This window comes from Coriobacterium glomerans PW2, from assembly GCF_000195315.1.
Taxonomy (GTDB): Bacteria; Actinomycetota; Coriobacteriia; order Coriobacteriales; family Coriobacteriaceae; genus Coriobacterium; species Coriobacterium glomerans.
Window position 1 is genome coordinate 1,252,114 of the sequence record NC_015389.1, and the last position, 21,562, is coordinate 1,273,675.

15 protein-coding genes are annotated in these 21,562 nt (G+C 62.2%); 13 read left to right on the plus strand and 2 right to left on the minus strand.

Features of this window, described 5'->3' with window-relative positions:
• Positions 1-210 precede the first annotated feature (210 nt).
• The 10 genes from gltX to CORGL_RS05565 all read left to right on the plus strand — a co-directional run bounded on the left by gltX (position 211) and on the right by CORGL_RS05565 (position 14,793).
• Positions 211-1,692 carry a glutamate--tRNA ligase gene (gltX, locus tag CORGL_RS05520; RefSeq protein WP_013708932.1) on the plus strand — a complete coding sequence of 494 codons (1,482 nt, stop codon included), beginning with the start codon at positions 211-213 and terminating at the stop codon, positions 1,690-1,692.
• A gap of 30 nt (positions 1,693-1,722) precedes the next feature.
• A complete protein-coding gene (sdaAB, locus tag CORGL_RS05525; protein ID WP_013708933.1) occupies positions 1,723-3,333 on the plus strand; it encodes an L-serine ammonia-lyase, iron-sulfur-dependent subunit beta in 1,611 nt (536 codons plus the stop codon).
• Positions 3,334-3,620: 287 nt separating this feature from the next.
• Positions 3,621-5,165, plus strand: coding sequence for a L,D-transpeptidase family protein (locus CORGL_RS05530; RefSeq protein WP_172633543.1), 1,545 nt, complete (start codon positions 3,621-3,623; stop codon positions 5,163-5,165).
• A gap of 9 nt (positions 5,166-5,174) precedes the next feature.
• A complete protein-coding gene (locus tag CORGL_RS05535; protein WP_013708935.1) occupies positions 5,175-5,900 on the plus strand; it encodes a response regulator transcription factor in 726 nt (241 codons plus the stop codon).
• Between the two features lie 5 nt (positions 5,901-5,905).
• The gene (locus CORGL_RS05540; protein WP_245526968.1) at positions 5,906-6,973 is read left to right on the plus strand and encodes a sensor histidine kinase; all 1,068 of its coding nucleotides are present in this window, start codon (positions 5,906-5,908) and stop codon (positions 6,971-6,973) included.
• A gap of 123 nt (positions 6,974-7,096) precedes the next feature.
• On the plus strand, positions 7,097-10,030 hold the full coding sequence (locus CORGL_RS05545) for an ABC transporter permease (RefSeq protein ID WP_013708937.1): 2,934 nt from the start codon (positions 7,097-7,099) through the stop codon (positions 10,028-10,030).
• A 258-nt stretch (positions 10,031-10,288) separates the two neighbouring features.
• A complete protein-coding gene (locus CORGL_RS05550) occupies positions 10,289-11,632 on the plus strand; it encodes an efflux RND transporter periplasmic adaptor subunit (RefSeq protein ID WP_013708938.1) in 1,344 nt (447 codons plus the stop codon).
• Complete coding sequence (locus CORGL_RS05555) at positions 11,629-12,450, plus strand: ABC transporter ATP-binding protein (protein ID WP_013708939.1); 822 nt, start codon at positions 11,629-11,631, stop codon at positions 12,448-12,450. The genes CORGL_RS05550 and CORGL_RS05555 overlap by 4 nt, the downstream gene beginning before the upstream one ends.
• Complete coding sequence (locus tag CORGL_RS05560; RefSeq protein ID WP_013708940.1) at positions 12,447-13,679, plus strand: ABC transporter permease; 1,233 nt, start codon at positions 12,447-12,449, stop codon at positions 13,677-13,679. Before CORGL_RS05555 ends, CORGL_RS05560 begins: the two co-directional genes overlap by 4 nt.
• Positions 13,680-13,812: 133 nt before the next feature.
• On the plus strand, positions 13,813-14,793 hold the full coding sequence (locus tag CORGL_RS05565) for an alpha/beta hydrolase (protein ID WP_013708941.1): 981 nt from the start codon (positions 13,813-13,815) through the stop codon (positions 14,791-14,793).
• Positions 14,794-14,802: 9 nt separating this feature from the next.
• Here the strand turns inward: CORGL_RS05565 and CORGL_RS05570 are convergent, their stop codons facing one another.
• Complete coding sequence (locus tag CORGL_RS05570) at positions 14,803-16,083, minus strand: lysylphosphatidylglycerol synthase transmembrane domain-containing protein (protein WP_013708942.1); 1,281 nt, start codon at positions 16,081-16,083, stop codon at positions 14,803-14,805.
• 348 nt (positions 16,084-16,431) lie between these two features.
• Entirely contained in the window at positions 16,432-17,673 is a 1,242-nt protein-coding gene (locus CORGL_RS05575; RefSeq protein WP_172633544.1) for an ROK family protein, read from the minus strand.
• Between the two features lie 371 nt (positions 17,674-18,044).
• Here CORGL_RS05575 and CORGL_RS05580 point away from each other — a divergent pair, with 371 nt between their 5' ends.
• The 3 genes from CORGL_RS05580 (at position 18,045) to CORGL_RS05590 (ending at position 21,562) form a co-directional block, all read left to right on the plus strand.
• Positions 18,045-20,075: an alpha-glucosidase gene (locus tag CORGL_RS05580; protein WP_013708944.1), complete on the plus strand. Its 2,031-nt coding sequence runs from the start codon at positions 18,045-18,047 to the stop codon at positions 20,073-20,075.
• A 144-nt stretch (positions 20,076-20,219) separates the two neighbouring features.
• Positions 20,220-20,885 carry a transaldolase family protein gene (locus tag CORGL_RS05585; protein WP_013708945.1) on the plus strand — a complete coding sequence of 222 codons (666 nt, stop codon included), beginning with the start codon at positions 20,220-20,222 and terminating at the stop codon, positions 20,883-20,885.
• Positions 20,886-20,893: 8 nt separating this feature from the next.
• Positions 20,894-21,562, plus strand: a complete 669-nt coding sequence (locus CORGL_RS05590; protein ID WP_013708946.1) for a DUF4867 family protein — start codon at positions 20,894-20,896, stop codon at positions 21,560-21,562.

The window sequence follows — 21,562 nt, forward strand, 5'->3', positions numbered from 1 at the left end:
CGAACGATGCCCCGTGCCGCTCGCCGCTTCCATCGCGTGCGCAGACGGCAGGGGCAACCGGATGGGCGCGCGTCTCCTCCAGAAGCGAGAGAACTCAGATACGTTTTTCATACCCGGAGTCGAGCTTCGCCTCCATAGCGCTTCAGCTTGGCATATAATGCTTGGCGCAGCAAGCTGCTCAGCATACGACCAATCCCTCGAGGAGCATCCATGACCTCTCCCGTTCGCGTTCGCTTCGCACCCTCCCCCACCGGTCGCCTTCATATCGGCGGCGCCCGCACCGCGATCTACAATTGGGCTTTCGCGCGCTCACGCGGCGGCACGTTCATCTTGCGCATCGACGACACGGATCCGGCCCGCTCGACCGAGGAGAACACGCGCGTCATCCTGAGCGCGATGCGCTGGCTGGGACTCGACTGGGACGAGGGCCCCGAGATCGGCGGCCAAGCAGGGCCCTATTCCCAAGCCGAGCGACTCGACCTCTACCGCGAAGCCGCCATGCGCCTCGTCTCGCAGGAGCGCGCCTACCCATGTTTCTGCACTCCCGCTCAGCTGGCCGCCGAGCGCGACGCGGCCCGTGCCCGACGCGATCCCTATCAGGGATACAATCGCAGCTGCCGCGGGATCGATCCGGATGAGGCGAGAGATCGCATCCGAGCCGGCGAGCCGCATACCCTGCGCATCAAGGTTCCCCTCGATCGAGGCGATGTGGTGATCGAAGACGCCGTGCACGGCTCTGTGAGCTTCGCGGCCAAAGAACTCGATGACTTCGTGATCATGCGCACCGACGGCACCCCCACCTACAACTTCGCGACCGTCGTCGATGATGCGCTCATGGGCATCACCCATGTCATCCGCGGCGACGATCATCTCTCGAACACACCGCGACAGGTCATCGCTTACGAGGCGCTCGGAGCCACCGTCCCGGTGTTCGCGCACATATCGATGATCCTCGGAGAGGATGGGCGCAAGCTCTCCAAGCGTCACGGAGCCACGAGCGTCGAGGAGTACCGCGATGCCGGCATTCTGCCTGACGCCCTGATGAACTACCTGGCGCTCCTCGGATGGTCACTCGACGGCGAGACGACGATCATCCCGCGCGAGGTGCTGGCGAGCGAGTTCTCACTTGATCGCATCTCGAAGAATCCCGCGACGTTCGATCCCAAAAAACTCGCATGGATGAACGCCGAGTACATCAGGCGCATGTCCGAAAGCCGATTCATCTCAGAGATCCTCGTCCCGCAGATAGAGCGCGCTGGCCTCGGCAGCTGCCTCATCGGTCGCAGCGAGAGCTGGCTTGGCGACCTGGCGCGCCTCGTTCAGCCGCGAACGAAGATGCCCGAGACGGCAGCGCAGATCGCGCGTCCGATTCTCATCGGTTCCAAAGAGCTCGGCTATGATGAGAAAGCGCTTGCGAAAACGCTTGAGCGACCCGGGTCCTCCGCGATTCTGAACCCCGTCATCGACGTCCTTTCGGCCATCCCGGAATCCGCATGGACGACCGAAGCGATCGACGCGGCGATCGATACCGTGCCGGAGCTTCTCGATAAGAAGCGACGCGATGTGTTTCAGGTCGTTCGGGTCGCGCTGATGGGCACCATGGTCTCACCGCCCCTCGGAGAGGCCGCCCAGCTCATCGGGCGCTCAGGTTGCCTCGAGCGCCTCGAGCAGGCGCGAGTGCGGTCCGCGTGATGGGAAAACATCTCCTTGGGAGGAAAAATCATGTCCCGTCTGTCGGCATTTGAGATTCTGGGTCCGGTGATGGTCGGGCCCTCCAGCTCGCACACAGCCGGTGCCCTGCGCTGCGCGCGCGTAGCGGCATCGCTCATGGAGGGCTCCGTGACGCGGGTGCGCTTCACGCTGTGGAACTCCTTCGCCCACACCTACCGGGGTCATGGATCCGATAGAGCCCTTGTAGCGGGGATTCTGGGCCTCGACACCGACGACGAGCGCATTCGCGACGCCCTCTCTCTCGCCCGGGAGCAAGGGCTTGATTGCTCGTTCATCGTCGGCGGAGATGACGGATCGATCCATCCCAACACCGTCGACATCGAGATGGCGGGCGCCGCCGGTGAGCGCCGCCGCGTGCGCGGAGAGAGTCTCGGTGGGGGGCGCGTGCGCATCAGCCGCATCGACGGCGTCTCAGTCGATCTCTCGGGCGAGTACGATACCTTGTTCATCGCTCACCGCGATGAGCGCGGCGTGCTCGCCCGTCTCACCGTCGAGCTCAGCGAGCGCGGCATCAACATCGCGTTCATGCGCACCTACAGAACAGCGCGCGGGGGCAGCGCCTACACGGTCTTCGAACTCGATGAGCTGCCCGAGGGGGACGCGCGCGCCGAGCTTGTGCGCAGGCTGCGGGCAAGCCCGGAGATCGCGACCGCGACCGTCATAAGCATTCCGGGCTCGAATGGCTCCAGGGGCGCAGGCGAGATCGAATGCGATTTCTCAACAGCTGAAGAGCTGCTCGAGCTCTGCGACGGACGACAACGCGGGCGCCGGCCCGCGCGATCCATCGGCTCGGTCATGCGGACCCGCGAGGAATCGCTTGTCGGCGGCGAGCGGGCGACGGATTCGATGAAGCGGGTTTACACGGTCATGCGCAAGGAGACGACCGAGCCCATCGAGCGGCCACGCCGCTCGCTCGGCGGCTTCATCGGCGGTGAGGCGCGAGCCGTCCGCTCCTGCGGCTCCAGGCTCGCCGACGCGCTGATGGGCCCCGTGCAGACCGATGCCGTCGCCCGCGCGATGGCCGTCCTCGAGCGCAGCGCGAGCATGGGTGTCATCGTGGCCGCGCCGACCGCCGGATCATCGGGCATCGTACCCGGCTGCGTGCTCGCCCTCGCCGATCATCTCGGCTCCGATGAATCGGAGCTATTCGAGGCTCTCTTCTGCGCCTCCGCCGTCGGCCTCATTCTGACGACGCAGGCCTGCGTCGCCGGGGCAGAGGGGGGATGTCAGGCGGAAGTCGGCAGCGCCGCGGCGATGGCCGCCGCCGCCTGCGCGCAGCTGCTCGGTGCCGAGCCCGCTGGCGCGCTCAATGCGGCCTCGCTCGCTCTGTCCAATCTGCTCGGACTCGTGTGCGATCCCGTCCAGGGTCTCGTGGAGGTGCCCTGCCAGAATCGCAACGCCATCGGTGTGGCGTGCGCGCTCTCATCGGCGCAGCTCTCCCTATCCGGGGTCGAGAGCCTCGTCTCATTCGACGAGATGGCCGATGTGATGTGCGCAGTCGGACATGCGCTGCCCCCGAGCCTGCGCGAGACGGCCCAAGGCGGTATCGCGCAGGCGCCGACGGCGCTGCGCGCAAAAGGATGCTGCGGAGGCTGCGACTGAGATATCCGTTTGATAAACCTCGCGTCCCGAGGAGCGGTTGCAGGTATACTCGAGATGCATAAGGTTGAGCGACAAAACCGCGCGCGGTTTCGGCGCTCATCGCAACACAGGAAACGAAGTGCACGATGTCGCAGAATGACAGCTCATTCGATTCGCATGGCGCAAGCGCCGACCACCCCTTTGGGTCCGCGTCCCGCCCCGGCGTCAACAGGAAGCCGGAGGGAACCATCGGAGTGATCGGAACCCGGACGCCGAGCGGCACGCCTCCGATCATACCGCCACGACCCGTGCAAGCGCTTCTGCCCGAGCCGCGGGACCGCCGCACGACAGGTGGCGCCCACGCGGCGCGAAGCGGCGCTCGCGGACGGCTCGGATGCGGCAGCGGGCGGCGCGGCGGCAAAATCGCCCTTCTTCTCGTTTTGAGCTTCATCGCTCTGGTCTATGTGGGCGGCATCGCAGCGTTTTCGCTGGTGTTCTATCCGAACACCTCGATCGCTGGCGCAGACGTCTCGCTGCTTCCCGAGGATGGTGCCGCGACGCGCATCGACTCGATGGCGAACCGCTACAGCCTCACCGTCGAGGGAATCGGATTCAAATGGAGCTATGCGCCAAAGCATGGTTCGGACCTCATCGACGCGAACGCCGCAGCCAAAAGAGCCCTCGCCGGCAACGAGCCCTACCTGTGGCCGGTCAGGCTATGGCGAGCGTGCACGGGCGCGCAAGCCGATGCGGGGACATCAACCGATCGCTCCCTGCTTTCCCCCTCCTTTGACGAGGACTCCTTCAGCAGTGATCTGAAGCAAGCGATCGATACGTTCAACGAGCACCGGAGCGGGGCGTTCGATACGCAAAGCGCGTTCGATCCCACTTCAGGTGCATTCAGCGCCGAGCGGGCGCGCGGCAACGAGAAGCTGAGCGAGAGCACCGTGGAGCGGCTCGCCAAGGAGGCGCTGTCGAGCCTTCGCGAAAGGGTTTCGCTTGAAACGAACGCATACGAGCCGCTCAAAGGGGGTGTCAGCGATGGAGACCTGCAACGGGCATGCGACGCGGCAAATGCTCTGATAGGCACGAGCGTGACGTTCAAGCTGGCTGGCACTGAGGCCGGCGCACTCGATGGCGAGACGCTCTCGAAGTGGATCACGTTCGATGATGCCCTGTCGCCTGCCCTTGACAACGACAAGGTGAGCTCATGGGCCCATGAGCTCGCCGATACCATGAACACCGTCGGCAGCGAGCGCACCTACACCCGCCCGGACGGCAAGGTCATCACGGTCTCAGACGGCACCTACGGCTGGAAGGTCGACGAGAAGAAGCTCGTCGAGATCGTGCAGGACGCCGTCCACACCAAGCGAAGCGGGGAAATCGATGTTCCCACCACCTCTGAAGGCGTGACCTACGCGGCGCACGGCAACCCCGACTGGGGCGCCTATGCCGATGTCGACATATCCGAGCAGCGCGCGCGCTACTTCGATGCCAGCGGCAAGCTGCTCTGGGAGACCGGGATCGTCACCGGCAAGCCCAACGGAGAGGACGATACGCCGACGGGGATCTACAAGGTCAACAAGAAGCTGCGCAACATCACGCTGGTGAGCGGCAAGATCGATCCGAATACCGGCAAGCCGGTCTATGAGAGCCCCGTGCAATACTGGATCGCCTTCGTGGACGGCTCGATCGGGTTCCATGATGCGAGCTGGCAGAGCGCCTCGGTCTACAGCGATCCGGGCGCCTACCGCTGGGCCGGCAGCCATGGCTGCATCAACACCCCACTCGACAAGGTCATCGAGCTCTACGACATGATTCAGGTCGGCGACGCCGTCATCGTCCACAACTGAGGTGAGACCATGAAGCATCGGATCTTGCTTGTCGAGGACGATCCCATCATCGTCAGCTCTCTCAGCGAGCTGTTGGTCTCCGAAGGCTACGGCGTCGAGCACGCGGCGACCCAGAACGCCGCGATCGAGCGCGTCCACGTTTTGTCTGACAGCTCGCTCGGCGCTCGGTGCGAGCAGCGGGTGGGCGCGCCGCTCAGCCTCGTCCTTCTGGATGTGACGCTCGAGGAGGGCAACGGGTTCGCGGTATGCGGGGAGATCAAGCGCGAACAGCCCGACCTCCCCGTCATCTTCCTGACCGCCTCAGATGACGAATTCAACACGGTCACAGGTCTCACGATGGGAGCGGATGACTACATCGCCAAACCATTTCGACCCCGCGAGCTGATCGCGCGCATCGCCACCGCGATCCGCCGCGCTCAACCGAATGCCCGCAAGGTCTTCTTCGGACCGCTTGCGATCGACACCGAGCGAGCGCATGTCGAGCGTGATGGCTGCGAGCTCATCTTGTCAGCCCTCGAATATCGCCTGCTCCTTTTATTTGCCACCAATCCCGGACGACTCGTCACCCGCGAGATGATCCGCGAGGCTCTGTGGGATGATGCCGGTGCATACATCGAGGAGAACACCTTGTCTGTCTACATCAAGCGGCTGCGCGATCGCATCGAGGATGATCCCGCACACCCGAAGATGATCACGACGGTGCGCGGCATGGGTTACAAAGCCTCTGTGGCGTGATCACCATGCTGCTGCGCAACAGGGAGCTCACAGGATTCGTTCTCGCGTACGCCGCCATCGCGATCGCGGTGTGCGCCTTGGCCGCAGGCATCGACGGTCCGCCGGCGGCGCTATGGGCGGGCGCTGCGGCGCTGGCCGTCGGGGTTCTCGTCGCCGCCGAGACCCGAGCGCGCTACCGCGCTATCGCCCGCATGACCTCCGAGCTTGAGCGCGTGCTGCACGGAGGTCGCAGCCTGGATATCGATCACATGAGCGAAGGCGAGCTCGCTGTCCTCTCCAACGAGCTGAGCAAGATGGTCGCGCGACTGAATCTGACAGCCGATCGTCTCGGGCGGGAGCGCATGGCGCTCGCCGATGCGCTCGCCGACATTTCGCATCAGCTGAAGACGCCGCTCACCTCGCTGTCTATCACCACAGAGCTCGTTCGCAAACGGCTTGTCCAGCGCGGCGGATGCTCTCAGGAGGTCGAACGTCTGCATGTGATCGAGCGGCTGCAGTTGCACATCGAGCAGCTCGTGTCGAGTCTTCTCAAACTCGCCCGACTCGATGCGGGCGCCGTCGAGCTCGCGCGGCAGCCCGTTGATGTCGAGCGGCTCGTGGCCATCGCCTTCGAGCCGCTCGCCGTCGCCTACGACATCGCCGATGTGAGCTTCGAGCATGATATCGCAGCTGGAACCACGTTTGCAGGCGATCTGTCGTGGACGGCTGAGGCCGTGACCAACATCCTCAAGAACTGCATGGAGCACACCCCGCCGGGCGGACGCGTTCGCATTCGAGCCTGGGAGGATACCCTGGGCTGCCGAATCACGATAGAGGACAACGGGACGGGCATATCCAGCGGGGATCTCCCCCATATCTTCGAGCGCTTCTATCGCGGCAGCGATTCGGTATCGCCCGGGCATGGGGAGGGTCTCAGCCAAGTCAACCCGGTTGGCGTCGGCATCGGGCTCTCCCTTGCCAAAAGCCTCATCACCGCGCAGGACGGCACCATCAAGGCAAGCAACATCGATGAGTCTCGCCACGAAGGTCGTGGCGCGCGCTTCGAGATCACCTTCTTCAAATCAGTCGTATAGCACGGGCATGACGCCGTCCGAGAGATGACAGTATTGTCATGCGACGGTCATCTCGCGCCAAGTTGCTTGCTTCATGATGATCGATGGGCGGAAACCGAGCGACTCCGGAAGAGGCGATGAGACATGGGCATATTCGGCAGATTCGCGTTGCGCTCGCTTCGGCGCAATCGCGTCCGCACGATCACCTCGATCGTCGGCGTCGCGTTGTCGTGCGCTGCGATCACCGCGATCGTGACGACGGCGTTTTGCATCAGATCCGCGCTGATCGATGCCACCGCTCGGCATGAGGGCACCTGGCAGATCGTGTTCCGCTCGCTGAGGGACGCCGATCTCGCCTCGCTTCGTCGCGATCCCCACGTGGCGCACGTCTCCCAACAGGGAGAATACGGTCTCGCGGTGACTTCGAGGCCACAAAGCGCGGGTTTTCAGCGGCGCGCGAAGCCGAATTCGAACTCCGGTGAGTATCTGAGTCTGCTCTCCGTCTCAGACGCGAATGACCGGCTCTCACCCCGGCCAGACCTCGAGTCCGGCCGCTATCCCGAGAAGCCGCATGAGATCATCGTTCCGAATGCGCTTCTGGGCATGAGAGTCCCCGCGCTCGACGATGCCCCCGGAATGGAGGACTCCGTATCGATCGCGCTGGGATCCGTGCTCCGGCTCCAAATCGGATCACGGGCGGCCGGGGCGAATGCCGCCCGCGACGACCGATCCGAGCTGAGCGATGTTTCAGACAGCGGTCCGCTCACCGTGGTCGGCGTCTACATCGCAGACGGCGGCGAGGCCGCGCAGGGAGGCTACGATGTTTTCACAGGGGCGGGCGGCGGTGCCGCTCCGCGCGCATTCAGCGCATGGATCACCACAACGGGCCTGGACACCTATGAGGACGTGCAGAGGTTCGCCGATGCCTTCGTGAGAAAAAGCGGCGCCGGGGCCCGACGGATGAGCACGCGGGCGCTCGACCGCCCGGTCGCGCTTCACGACTCGCTGCTCGAACTCGAATTCAATACCCCGTTCTCGTCCCTGTGGACTCGTCTCCTCATCGCTGCGGCGCTGCTTTGCGCAATCGTGATGGTCGCCTCCTCCGTATTCATCTTCACATCCCTCGCGATCTCGGTTTCCGAGCGCACCAAGCAGTTCGCGCTGCTCGCTTCATTGGGCGCATCGAAGCGCCAGCTGCGGCGCGTCGTGCTCGCCGAGGCGCTCGCGCTGACGCTGATCGGGGTTCCCGTCGGAGTCGCGCTCGGTCTGCTCGGAGCGAAGATGGCGCTGAGCGCGGGCAAGGCGGGAATGAGCGTGCTGTTCCAAGCCGAACTCAACGGCGCGTCGTTCTCCATCCAGCCGGTCGCGATCGGTCTGGCCGCCCTCGCCTCGCTCATAGCGGTTGCGCTCGGCGCCGCTCTCCCCGCTTGGAGGGCGTGCCGGGTATCGCCGGTTGATGCCGTGCGCGGTGTTCGCGTGAGAAGGAAGCGTCGCTCAGCGCGCCGGGGCCGCGTGCGAGGCCAGGCAGCCGTGTCGCGGTGCGATCGCGTGCGCCTGCGCATCGGGGGCGTCCCCGGGCTTCTCGCTCAACGCAACCGTCGTCGCACCGGAAGCCATGCGCGCGTCGCGACGGCGGCGCTGACGGTATCGGTGGCGGTCCTCGTAGTCTCGGCCTGGCTGTCCTCCTTCATGAACGACGTGTTGCGTGCCTCGTCGCGCACACGCGACGGCGACATCGTGCTGTCGGTGGAGCAGACCGACCGCGTCGGCGAATCGCTCGAGACGATGCTCGCGGAGCTCGATGGGCTTCAGCGAGAGGCCGCCGGCACCGCAGGGGTCCGCTCACGGGGCACCGATACGATCATCCAGCTGAACGCGCATGTCGATGCGGAGATGCTGCAACCCGATGTCTGGCGGGACGCGGCGGCGAGATCCCCCTATCCGCAGGTCAATCTCAACTTCATGGATGACGCCGCATGGAGAAGATACCTCGACGCGCTCGGCCTGTCCGTCGGCGACTACTGCAACCCCGAGTGTCCCCTGGCGATAGCATTGAACACGAGATTGGTCGTTTGTGACGCCAACAGCTTCGCGTATCGCCCCGTCTTCAGGCACACGGGTGCCATCGACCTCGTCACCCGTGTGCGCGCCCACCGCGACGGCTTGGACTATCAGGGCCTCAGGGGGGACGGCGCGGGCGGGTGCGACGCCGTGTACGGCGCGGCCGATGGCGGCAGAACCGAGTTGACACCGTCCGGTCATGCGATTCTGTCGAGCACTCCGATCAAGATCGCAGCACTGAGCGAGCGAGCACCCGATGCGCTGGCGAGTCTTGGCAGCTCGAGTGCGATCGAGATCCTCCTGCCGCTCTCAAGTCTGCCGAAGATCGCCGCCTCGGCTCGGCACACGTCTGATGATTCGGCGGACGATGTCACATCTGAACCGTCCGCCCTCTCCGCAGGCGCGCTCGATCCGGCACCGTTTGGAGATGAGACCGGCTTCAAACGCACGCTGAAGACGAGCTGCTCCTTTCAATCCGCCGACGCCGCCAAGACCGAGCGCTCGCTGCGCGAGATCATCGAGCGGGCCGGCTATGTCGATGCGGGATTCTCCTTTTCTATCGTCAACAACGCGAAGGTCAATCAGGAGGGGCGCATCGGGCTCGCGGCGGCGCAGGTGCTCGCCACAAGCTTCTCCATGCTCACGGCGCTTATCGCGGTCGCGAATGTGTTCACTGCGATGAGCGCTTCGATCGTGCTTCGCCGACGCGAATTCGCGGTGCTGCGCTCGCTGGGCATGGACGGTCGAATGTTTCGCGCGATGATCGCGCGCGAATGCGCGACCTGCGCATTCCGGGCGCTGACGGCGGGCCTTATGATCGCGACCGGACTATGCTATCTGATCTTCTGGGGAGTGCAGCCCGCCCTCTTGCAGTTGACGTTCTCGCTGCCCTCGCTGTTCTCCATCGGTCAGGCCTGTTCGATCGTCTTCTGCGTCACACTGGTCTCCGTCGTCTACGCTCTGCGCCGATGTCGCTCGGATGCGCCGGTGGAGACCTTGCGTGATGAGGTGCTCTGATGGGAGCACCTTGACGACGGCTTGCACCTCGGGGTTCGAGTGGCCGTAAGCGACCGAAGAGAACATGCGTCATGCGCGACATCTGAGGTGACAGAACAGTCATGTGAGCGTCATCTGCGAGCAACCTTGGCGAGTCACCATGCATTGAAGGGGCCACGCTGGTTCTGAATAGGCTTGAGCCGGGCCTGCGACAGTGATCATGCTGCCAAGCGGGTTTTGGTCCGAAGCCTGATAAGGTTGTCAAGATGGGAGCGGAACATGAAGAATCGCACTCACGTCGCCTCAGCGGTCTGCGAACCGGAGGTGACCGGCACCGCCTCAGTCGACGCCGACGCGCTCGCCGCGGCTGAGAAGGCTGCCCGCTCTGATGCAGAGGCGTTCGCCAATCTCAAGCGGCACCGCGCCGAGCGCAGACGGCGCAGACTCATCAAGCGGGCGATCGTGGCTGCGGTGCTCGTCGCGCTCATCGGACTCGCCGCCGTAGGTATATCGCTAGCGACGCACGGCTCGACGCCTTCCGTCCAGCTTGTGACCGATCAAGTTGCAGCCGGAACGTTCACAAGCCAGATCGAAGACCGTGGTGCGCTCGAGGCGAGATCCTCGATCGCGGTCTCGCCGACGGTCGACGGCACCATCGCGGAGGTCCGCGTCTCTGCGGGCCAAACGGTCAACAAGGGCGATGTGCTCATGATCATCTCCAACCCGCAGATCGATACCGCGTTGAAAGACGCGGAGCGCGAACTCAAGGGCGCCGAAGCCGATCTTGTCTCAGCGAACAAGATCGCCGGACGGCCCCGGGGCGCCGACGCAGCCGACAGCGGCGGTACAGCCGACGCGCTCGCCGTCGCTCAGCGCGCCGTCGAGACGGCCCGAGCCGCACGCGACGCCGCACGAGCCAAAGTCTGTGAGAAGACGGTGCGCGCTCCGGCGGCGGGCAGCATCATCTCTATGAACGTGCAGGTCGGTGCCCGTCTATCGGAGCTCTCTTCAACCGGAGGCAGCTCCGATCCGCTCATGCAGATCGCCGATCTGTCTCAGATGAAACTTCGGCTGCAAATCGACGAGGAAGACATCGCCTCTGTCGTCGTCGATCAGATTGCAGACATCACCTTTCCCGCATTCGAGGGCCTCAAGCTCCAGGGGAAGGTCGCAAACATAGCCTCCTGCGCCTCGACAGACTCCGCGGCGAGCACGTCCATGAGCTATAACGGCTCCGCGGCGAACACATCCACCTTCGCCGTCGACCTGCTGATAGCCGAGCCAGACCCGCGCCTCAAGCCGGGCATGAGCGCTGAGGCGACACTCGTGACGAACCGCTTGGACAACGTTGTCATGGTTCCGCTCGTCTCGCTGCAGTCAGACGGCGGTACGGACTTTGTGATGGTGCAAGACGATCCGGAACAGAAGGGGGGCCGCCGTCAAGAGGTGCACATCTATGCCAGGAACGACGATGTCGCCGTCATCGGGAGCGCTCAGCCGAGGCAAGCGGGCTCCGATGAGTCGGGTATGGATGAGGCGCCGCTCAGAGATGGCGACTTACTCGTGATCGCGACCGGATCCGGCGCACGCGGGACCACGGGAAAGACGGAGGTCGCCTCATGAGACCCGCCATAGAGCTGAGGGCGATCCATCGGATCTTCGAGACGGAAGCCGGCTTCGCCCATGTTCTTCACAACATCTCGCTGACCGTCGACACCGGCGAGTTCATCGCTATCACCGGACCATCGGGCTCGGGCAAATCGACGCTCATGAATATTCTCGGCTGCCTGGACACACCGACATCGGGAACCTATCTGCTCGAAGGCCTCGATGTCGCCAAGCTGAACGACGACGAACTCGCCGAGGTTCGCGGCGGGCGCATCGGCTTCGTGTTCCAGAGCTTCAACCTGCTTCCGCGCATGAGCGTCATCGACAACGTCATGCTGCCGCTCTCCTACACGGACTGCCGCCGCGCCGACCGGGAGCGGCGCGCCATACACGCGCTGCGAGCCGTGGAGCTTCCCGTTGACCACTGCGATCACCGGACGAATCAACTCTCGGGCGGCCAGATGCAGCGCGTCGCCATAGCCCGCGCGCTCGTGAGAGACCCTGCCATCATCTTGGCCGACGAACCCACCGGCAATCTGGACAGCTCCACGGGAGCCGCTGTGCTCGCCACCTTCCATCGTCTCAGGGCGCAGGGCAAGACGATCGTGCTCATCACCCACGATGAGCGAATCGCTGCCGTCGCGGATCGCACCATCGAGATCCGCGACGGCAGACTCCGCGCGAGCGCCACGCGGCCCCCGCTCGAGAGCCCGACCGAATCGGATGACGCTCCGAGAGCCGCCGAAGCGGGCGTCGGCGGCATGAATTCGGATTGCGATCTGGCGAATCTCGTCCCACGCGTCTATCCCACCTTGCAGGGAGCGCGGCCATGACCATGCACGATCTCATCTCCTCCGCCCTGCGCGCGTTGGGTGCCAACCGCGGCAGAAGTCTGCTCACCATCTCGGGCATCGTGATCGGCATCACGGCCGTCATCGCTATGACCTCTCTTATCGGCGGCGTGCGCAATTATATGATGGGCTCACTCGGCCTCAACGCATCCAGGCTGCTGAACATCTCCGGGAATTTCCAGATGTCGCAGAAGGATCTCAAGAAGCTCGAGCGGCTCGTTCCCGATTACGAGTTCGTCAAGGGGCGCGTCTACGGATCCGGCGAGCAGCGCGTCAACGGAGTCTCCATGCAGGTCAGCATCAACGGAACCGATGCGGAGTATCTCAACCTCACCGGAGCCGTGAAGATCGCTGACGGCAGGATGTTCAACCCCTCCGAGGAAGTCGCCGCAGCACGAGTGATCATCATCGGCAAAGGTGCCGTCAAGATGCTGTTCGGAGACGCGGAAATCGACGCCGTCGGCAAGACGGTAAGCATCGGAAGTCGCGACTACACGATCGTCGGCGTCGACGAGGCCGGCACCGTCAGCGCGGGTCAAGACCCCGCCTTACTGGCATATGTGCCGCTCAAGACCTGCATACGCGACTATCCAGACACGAGAGGATCCGAGAACCAGGTGATGGGGCTCGTTCGACAGGGCGCGGACCTCGATGCGGTCGCCGACGAGACGAAGACCCAGCTCGCCAAGATCAAGGGTATCGCTGAAAAGGACATCGATCAGTCGATCACCATCTCCTCGATAAAGTCGCAGATGGATTCCATGAATATGTTCATGGGAGCCTTTCAGCTCATCATGGGCACGGTCGCCGGCATCTCCCTGCTGGTCGGAGGTATCGGCATCATGAATATGATGCTGACCAATGTCACGGAGCGCATCCGCGAGATCGGCGTGCGACGCTCACTCGGCGCGAGGCGGCATGATATCACAACGCAGTTCCTCGTCGAATCTGCGGTGCTGTGCGTCAGCGGCGGCGTCATCGGAACGGTTCTCGGTTACATGATCGCGTTCGGGATCGCGGCGGCTGCGAGCGCCATCGGCTCTTCGTATCTGTCCGCATCCGGGCAGAGCCTGAACATCCAGCCGGATTTCTCGCTGGTGACTATCGCGCTGGCCGTCGGTCTGAGCGTCTTCATCGGGATTGTCTTCGGGTTCTATCCCGCCAGACGCGCAGCCCGGCTCGATCCCGTCGAGAGCCTTCGCTACCAGTAGGGGGTCGCCGTCCGGCCGATCGCGCAGAGCCGACACCAGAGAGGGACCGCTCAAGGGGTACCATGGAAAACAAAGATGCGGAAACGCCTCCACGGGATGGGCCTGCGGTGGCGTGGCACGGGAAGGCGGCACCATGATGAAATCGCGCGCGACAAGGGCATCCGCCGCTGCCATCGCCGCAGCAGCCGCCGTGGCGATCGGATACAGCGGCTATCGCCTGTTCAGGTTCGGACTGGACCCGCATATGCGCGAATCGATGATCGCGCGGGTGATCAGCGGCGGCGTTGAAGCATCCGATGAGGCGGTTTCGCCAGCCGATGCGGACTTTGAGCACAGGGCAAAAGCGTGGTTCTTGGGGGCGCGGCGCTCAATCGAGCATCTCGCGGATGACGGCCAACGGCTTTTTGGCTGGCGCATCGATGCGGCCTGCGACGAGCAGCCCACGCACGACTACGCGATCGTCTGCCACGGCTACTCCAGCGCACCCGAGCACATGGCGAGATACGTCTATCACTTCTTCGAGCGCAACATGAGCGTGCTCGCGCCGGCGGCCCGCGCACACGAGCGCAACAGCGACACAGGTTTCATCCAGATGGGCTGGCGGGACAGCCTCGACCTTCTGGGTTGGATCCAAGACATCTGCAGACGAGATCATCGGGCGCGCATCATCTTGTTCGGTCTATCGATGGGAGCCGCCGAGGTCATGATGGCCTCCGGACTCGAGCTGCCGGAAAATGTCAGGCTCATCATCGAGGACTGCGGCTACACGAGCGTTTGGGACGAGTTTTTCTTCCAGTTCAAACGCATGTTCAAGATGCCGGCATTCCCCGTGCTCTATGCCGCCGATGCGATCTGCCGGCTGCGCGCGGGCTTCACCCTGGGCGAGGCTTCCTCCCTGGAGCGGCTCGCCCATGCGCGGATACCCATGCTCTTCATCCATGGAACGAGGGACACCTTCGTTCCATTCTCGATGCTCGATGAAGTGTTTGACGCGTGCGCCAGCCCGGTGAAGCGCAAGCTCGCCATCAATGGTGCCGGTCACGCCCGATCCGCATCGACCGATCCCGAGCGCTACTGGGGGACGATCGATGCGTTCATAGACGATAACCTCTGAGGAGCTGGATCAGCCCTGCGTGCCGGTCTCATCGCGCCCGTCGGTGCGGCGCTTGCGGATCAGATCCTCTGGAGACACGGTTATCCCGCCTGTCGGACGATGCGAGCCCCTGGTGGACACTCCCCTGCCTCCCGAAGCTTCGTCGGCTCCACTCCTCTGAGACGAACGGCTCGCCAGAAGCCGCCCGATCGTGCGATCCCAGCGGGCGTGGATGCTCGCGTTGTGCGGGCTCTTGAGACCGAGCAGCGGCGCGGCGATGATCGTGGGCGCGATGAAGGTGATCAGACGCCAGAGCAGATAGCCCGCCGTTGCCGCCGACCCGAAAAACTGTCCGAGGAACAAGGCGAAGCCGCCTTCCGCCCCGCCGGTGCCACCGGGCAGGGGGACCGCCGATGAGAGCAGCTGCACGAATGCTGCGGCCGCCATCACCGAGAAGAAGTCGATATCGTGCTGACCGAAGGCGAGCATGAGGAAGAACGGCACGAGATAGAAGAAGGCGAGTTGAAGCAGGGTGATCACGACGGTGAGCAGCATGGAGGAGGTGTGTCCGGCTGCCAGTTTGAACTTGCGCGAGAACGAGTAGATCTCCTCGTCGACGAACTCCCGCCAGTTCTCGATCTTGTCCTCAGCGACCCCGACGCGCGCCATGAGCGCGATGATCCAGCATGCGACCCGCGTCACGGTTTTGGGCATGAGCGCGATCGCGAAGATCGTGAGCAAGACAAGCACGTGTCCACCGAAACTGAACACGCACAACAGCATCATGTCGCCATAGCGCGCGGTGAAGAACGGCATCCGCGCGATGAGCAGGATCGCGCCCCACGCCACCAGACCGAACTGATAGACGATGAAGCGGGTGAACTGCACCGCACCCGCTTCGCCGACGTTCTGGCCCGCCTTGGTGAGCCGGTAGATCTGCGCCGGCGTCGAGCCCATCATCATAGGGGTAAGATTGCCGAAGAAGATGCCGCTCGCCTCGACGGAGATGAGATCTCGGATGCCCACCGGCGAATCGGGGTCGAGCCAGACGGCGATCGCGTAGGCAGCGATGCCGAAAATGAGGTAGAGCAGCATGAACAGACAGGCGACGAGAAGCCAGGGGATCCGCACCGTCTGCATCGCTTCGATGAACTGGGCGATCTGACCGCTCACCAGAAGATAGATCACGAAGGCGAGCAACGCGACCCCGATGAAGATCGCCCCCCTGCGCGCGCTCTTCCGCTCATCCCGACCTGAAGCCTGAACGGATACCTGGGGCTTGGGCGCAGAGGGTTTGGACGAATCTGACATGGATCTCCTCAGAGGCGCACGGCGACGATGAGCGCGGACGCCCAGCGCGATCGAAGGCCCGTGCGGTCGGTGGCATCGGATGCGGGTTCCCCTATTGTAGATGTTATCCGCCGTTTGGCGCGGGCGAGTTGGTCGATATGGAGAACCTTCAGATGCTGCGAGTACGCGCCGCGACGAGACGGGATCTCCTCGGCCCGAGATCTCACGCGACTCAAGAGTACAGCGGTCGTCGATCGTTGATAGACTTTCCGATCACTCTCGTCCTCAACATATTGGAAGTCTTGAGATCCGATGAGTTCACACCGCCTTGTCCGAGCCCGGTCCAGCTGATGATGAATGACGGCACGGTCAGATGCGAAGCGATCTCGCGTCTCTGTCCGCAGAGCTTGCGGGTGTTCGACGAAATGAAGCGAGACCTCTATCAGATTCTCCCAAGTGCTCTATGACGCTGCTATAGGCAACGCCCGCACCACTCAGGAACACCTGCCGACTACCGATATCGCTTAACGATGCCCGCCGTCCGGTGCGCTCGAACGCGTCATGCAGTTGCTCATTCAAAAGCTCGAGCAGAACGCTGCCGGCGGCTGCGCCGAAATATAGATAGACCTGCGTGAGATCGAGCAGATTCATATAGTCTATGATCCGTCCGCCGAGGATGCGCATCTTTTCTCGATACAGGCCGACGACGATTTCATTGTTCGATACGAGCTGGTCGTCAATTACATGTTGAGTGAGCTTTGAGAGATCTCCTCCCAGAGCTTTGAATAGCTTCGGAAATCTCAACGCGGACCAGAACGGACAAAGCTCGTCGCGGACATATTCAAGAGCGAAGATGTCCTCCAGACAGACCGGCGCACGACGAGATCGATCGTTCTTTAAACCTTCGCCGACCATCGAGCTGCCGATCTCTCCTGCCAAACCGTGCTCGCCGCGATACAGCTCGCGGTCCAGCACGATTGCACTGCCGATCCCGGGACCGACCTTCACGAAGAGAAACGACGACGCGCTCCGGTCGAAAAAGCTCGTCTGAGCCTCGGCCAGAGCGCAGACGTTGTTGGAAACGGTGACCGGTATCGACAGAACGCGCATGAGCAGCTCGATCATCCGCTGTTTCGTCTCGAACATCGAAGGCATCGGCAACCCTCGAGCACGGAAGTAGTACTCTCGCCCCACCATTCCGATCCCGCACTGCACGAGATCATCGCGGGTCAGGCCCGTCTTGCGCAGCATAGTGCTCAGCAGACTCGAAATCTTGCGCACGAGCTTCGGTGCACTGCCAGCATCGAGTTCGCGCAGGTCGAATGCAAACGAACGCTTGATCACGGGCCTGCCCTTGAAGGTGACGATGCCAAGAGACACGAGATCCATCTCGATGTCGATACCGAGAAGATACGAAAAGGTCTCGTCGATGTCGATGAGCACCTCCCGAGGACCCGCGTGGCGCTTCCGCGAGATGACGGGGCCCACCTCATGCAGCAGCCCCGCTTCGATCATACCGTTGGTCAGCTGCGTTATCGAAGCTTGAGTGAGGCTGAGCGCTTCAGCGATCCGTTTGCGCGACATCGCTTGCCTCGCCTGAATAAGCTGCATGATTCTGATTTCATTCTCGCGCTTTGCTCGATGCTTTGAGTTCACAATCATGCCTGTACCTTGGCTCCTCGTCTGAGATCGCGGGCTGCTCGGCGCGCGATCTCGCTGATTGATAAATATGAGCATTATCGCAGCTGTAAGATGGTCCCGTCAATCAAATGGAACTCCAAGGGAGCATGCGACCATACCGTTCGCGGGGCCTTTCGGCCCGGTCGCACAAAGCGCGCTTTACTGCTTCCGATCAGAAAGCTACGCTCGATCTATATCAGTTAATTAATTTAACTATTTAAGAAGGGGGTTGCGCGTTACACGGCACGATGCGAAATCGCAGATCAAACGCACCTGGCGTCGGATTCAAGGAGGATCCGTTTATGGAAATCAGGCACAAAACCCATATCCTGAAGATCACCGACCAAAAGATCACCTATGACGATCGCTGCCTGATGAGCGGCATCGATCAGACACCCTTCTGCTACCTGGGTCATGGCGACGCGGACATCACCATGTACCGCGGCAACTTCGATATAGTCGATGATGTCATCGAGAGACTTCCCCTGACACCGATCGATCACGAGATGCACGAAACGACGCTGACGCTCATCATGGGATATCAGGGCGCGCCATATGCGACCTGCATGTTCGAACTGTCTCAAAACGGCGATCTGAGTTTGCGCGTCGAGACGACCGACGCGAGATGGAACAGACTCTGGCTTCGCCTTGACGCGGAGCCCGACGAGCACGTATTCGGCTGCGGCGAGCAGCTCTCCTATTTTGATCTTCGCGGGCATCACTTTCCGCTTTGGACATCTGAACCCGGCGTCGGAAGAAACAAGACGACGCTGACCACATTCTACGCGGACTCGCGCGATCACGCCGGTGGCGACTGGTGGACGACCAATTATCCCGAGCCGACCTTCATCTCGAGCAAGCGGTATCTCTGTCACGCCGACACCTTCGTCTACGCCGACTTTGATTTTCGTCCCAAAGGCTACCACGAGCTGCAATTCTGGGGGATCCCGAAACGGATCATCTTCAGAACGGCGACGAGCTATCAAGAGCTTCTGCGGAAGCTGACCGATATGCTCGGGCGGCAGCAACCGCTTCCGAGCTGGACATCAGAGGGGTTCATCGCCGGCGTCCAAGGTGGGTCCGAACGTGTGGATGAGCTGATTTCGAGGTTCAGACGAGCTCAGGTTCCGCTAGCCGGTGTGTGGTGCCAAGATTGGGAGGGCGTGCGGATCACGGATTTTGGCAAACGCCTCTTTTGGAACTGGTCCGCTAACGACCAGCTCTATCCTGAACTCAAAAGCAAGATCGCCGCGTGGAGACGCGAGGGCATCCGATTCCTCGGATACATCAATCCCTACATCGCCGCCGATGCATCGCAGTTCCCCCAGGCCGAGCAGAGCGGCTTCTTCGCGCGACGCAAGGACGGCACCACCTATCTGGTCGACTTCGGTGGTTTTGATTGCGGCGTGATCGATTTCACGAATCCGGCGGCTTACGATTGGTTCAAGAACTTGATCAAGACGAATCTGATAGATGTCGGCCTCTCGGGATGGATGGCGGATTTCGGCGAGTATCTGCCGACTGACGTCGTGCTCTTCGATGGATCCAATCCGCTGGAGCGCCACAATGAGTGGCCGGCGCTGTGGGCGCGCTGCAACCGCGACGCGATCCATGAGGCCGGGCGCGAGCGCGAGATCATCTTTTTCATGCGTGCCGGAACGAGCGGAACTCAGGGATTATGTCCTCTGCTCTGGGCGGGCGACCAGAGTGTCAACTGGAGCTTGGATGACGGACTCGCCTCGGTCATACCCGCTGCCCTGTCCGCCGGCATGACCGGCTGCGGACTGACTCATTCCGATATCGGCGGATATACATCTCGATATGGCAACATCCGCACCCGCGAGCTGTTCATGCGATGGGCGGAGATGGCTGCATTCACCCCCTTTATGCGTTCTCATGAGGGGAACCGTCCGGATACCAACTTCCAAGTCTACGACGATCCCGACGCACTGAACCATCTCGCTCGCTATGTTCACGTGTTCCGCTTGCTGGCGAGCTATCGGACTCATGTCATGAGCGAGGCCGCAGAGCTCGGCCTACCTGCGCAGCGGGCGTTGTTCCTGCACTACGAGGATGACGAGATCACCTACTCGCTCAAGTACGAGTACCTTCTCGGGCAGGATCTGCTCATCGCACCGGTTTACGAGCAGGCGCAGACGACTCGACGGCTCTATCTACCGGAAGATACGTGGGTCCATCTGTGGAGCGGAGCGCGTTACGGCGGTGGCTGGCATAGCATCGAGGCACCTCTGGGGCAGATACCCGTGTTCTTCCGGGCCAGCTCCCCGTTCGTAGAACTCTTTGATGGCCTCAAGTCCGCCGTGCTCGATTGAGTCAACCAACTCGATTCAGCGTCACTCTGACCGTTTGCGACATGATTTTGCTCGCTCGCGATTTGATTCTTTACTGCTCTGGTTCACAAATCTATGCTCGGTTATGTTAGTTAATTATTTTAATTTAATGAATGGAGGTCCATCATGAAGTTTTTTCTGGACAGCGCGAAGATCGACGAAATAAGAGAGGCCCGTGACACGTTCGGCATCGACGGTGTCACCACGAACCCGAAGCACGTGATGAATTCGGGAAAACCCTTTTTGACGGTCGTGAACGAGCTCGCGGCTGAGTTCAAGGGCCATCCCGACTTTCCTATCTCCGTGGAGATCAACCCGCACCTCGAGACCGCTGCGGATATCGTCGACGGGGCCGAGAAGATAGCGAGGATCTCGGAGAATTTCGTGATCAAGATTCCGTGCACCAACGAGGGCCTGTGCGCTGCGCGCAAACTCGAAGCCAAGGGAGTCCGCACGAATGTGACATTGGTGTTCTCCGCCTCTCAGGCGATCGTCCCCGGCAAGATCAAAGCGAAGTATGTCTCCCCTTTCGTGGGCTGGAAAGAGGACAGCGGTGATGACGGCTTGGACTATGTTCGCGACATCGTCCAGATTTACCGGACCTACGGGTTCGACACCGAGATCATCGTCGCGGCCGTTCGCAACGGTTACCAGATCGGCGAGGCCGCCAAAGCCGGTGCCGATATCGTGACCGCTGGGCTCGCCGTCTTTCGCGCCTCCTTCGAGCATGCGTTCACCGCACAGGGCCTCGGTGTGTTCCAGAACGCTTGGGACAACACCGTGACCGACTAGGAGGCCTTATGCTGCAACAGATTCGGGAATTGAATCCCAAACTTCAGATCTTCTCCGTATCAGATCCGACGTTCCGCGATTACGGGCAGGTGCTCGCCGATATAGACATGGCGGCACCGTTGAAGGCGCTCGCAAAAAAGCCGCTGCCCGCCGAGGGCAACATCTACGTGGCCTCAGACAACGAACTTGAGAGCACCGATGCGGCCCTTTGGCTGCGTTATGAGATCTTCGGCGGTATGCCGGTCGAGGTCGGCTACTGCAACGGGCACAGCAGCCAGCTCAACTGCCTCGAGTGGCACAACGCTCCTGAGGTCAACATCGCCACCGATGATATTGTCTTGTTCCTCGGACGCACACCCGAGCTTCAGGGCGACCGCTATCGCGTCGAGGATATCAAGGCCTTCTTCGTACCTCGGGGTACCTGCATCTCGATATTCGGAACGACAATGCATTTCGCACCCTGCAGGACGTCCGAAGACGGCTTCAGATGCCTGGTGATGCTACTTGCAGATGTCAACACCGATCTGCCTGAGCACCCGTACGCCGAAGACCGCGCCCGGCCGCGGACACTGTTCAAATATGGCAAATGGCTGATCGCGCATCCTGACAACGAACGATTCGTCGCGTGCGGCGCCTACCCGGGCATCGTGGGCGAGAACCTGACCATAGCCATCTGA

Bases quoted from the DNA above. Each gene is read 5' to 3' on its own strand.
- gltX (WP_013708932.1), top strand. From the start codon at position 211: ATGACCTCTCCCGTTCGCGTTCGCTTCGCACCCTCCCCCACCGGTCGC.
- sdaAB (WP_013708933.1), top strand. From the start codon at position 1,723: ATGTCCCGTCTGTCGGCATTTGAGATTCTGGGTCCGGTGATGGTCGGG.
- CORGL_RS05535 (WP_013708935.1), top strand. From the start codon at position 5,175: ATGAAGCATCGGATCTTGCTTGTCGAGGACGATCCCATCATCGTCAGC.
- CORGL_RS05540 (WP_245526968.1), top strand. From the start codon at position 5,906: ATGCTGCTGCGCAACAGGGAGCTCACAGGATTCGTTCTCGCGTACGCC.
- CORGL_RS05545 (WP_013708937.1), top strand. From the start codon at position 7,097: ATGGGCATATTCGGCAGATTCGCGTTGCGCTCGCTTCGGCGCAATCGC.
- CORGL_RS05550 (WP_013708938.1), top strand. From the start codon at position 10,289: ATGAAGAATCGCACTCACGTCGCCTCAGCGGTCTGCGAACCGGAGGTG.
- CORGL_RS05555 (WP_013708939.1), top strand. From the start codon at position 11,629: ATGAGACCCGCCATAGAGCTGAGGGCGATCCATCGGATCTTCGAGACG.
- CORGL_RS05560 (WP_013708940.1), top strand. From the start codon at position 12,447: ATGACCATGCACGATCTCATCTCCTCCGCCCTGCGCGCGTTGGGTGCC.
- CORGL_RS05565 (WP_013708941.1), top strand. From the start codon at position 13,813: ATGATGAAATCGCGCGCGACAAGGGCATCCGCCGCTGCCATCGCCGCA.
- CORGL_RS05570 (WP_013708942.1), bottom strand. From the start codon at position 16,083: ATGTCAGATTCGTCCAAACCCTCTGCGCCCAAGCCCCAGGTATCCGTT.
- CORGL_RS05575 (WP_172633544.1), bottom strand. From the start codon at position 17,673: ATGCAGCTTATTCAGGCGAGGCAAGCGATGTCGCGCAAACGGATCGCT.
- CORGL_RS05580 (WP_013708944.1), top strand. From the start codon at position 18,045: ATGGAAATCAGGCACAAAACCCATATCCTGAAGATCACCGACCAAAAG.
- CORGL_RS05585 (WP_013708945.1), top strand. From the start codon at position 20,220: ATGAAGTTTTTTCTGGACAGCGCGAAGATCGACGAAATAAGAGAGGCC.
- CORGL_RS05590 (WP_013708946.1), top strand. From the start codon at position 20,894: ATGCTGCAACAGATTCGGGAATTGAATCCCAAACTTCAGATCTTCTCC.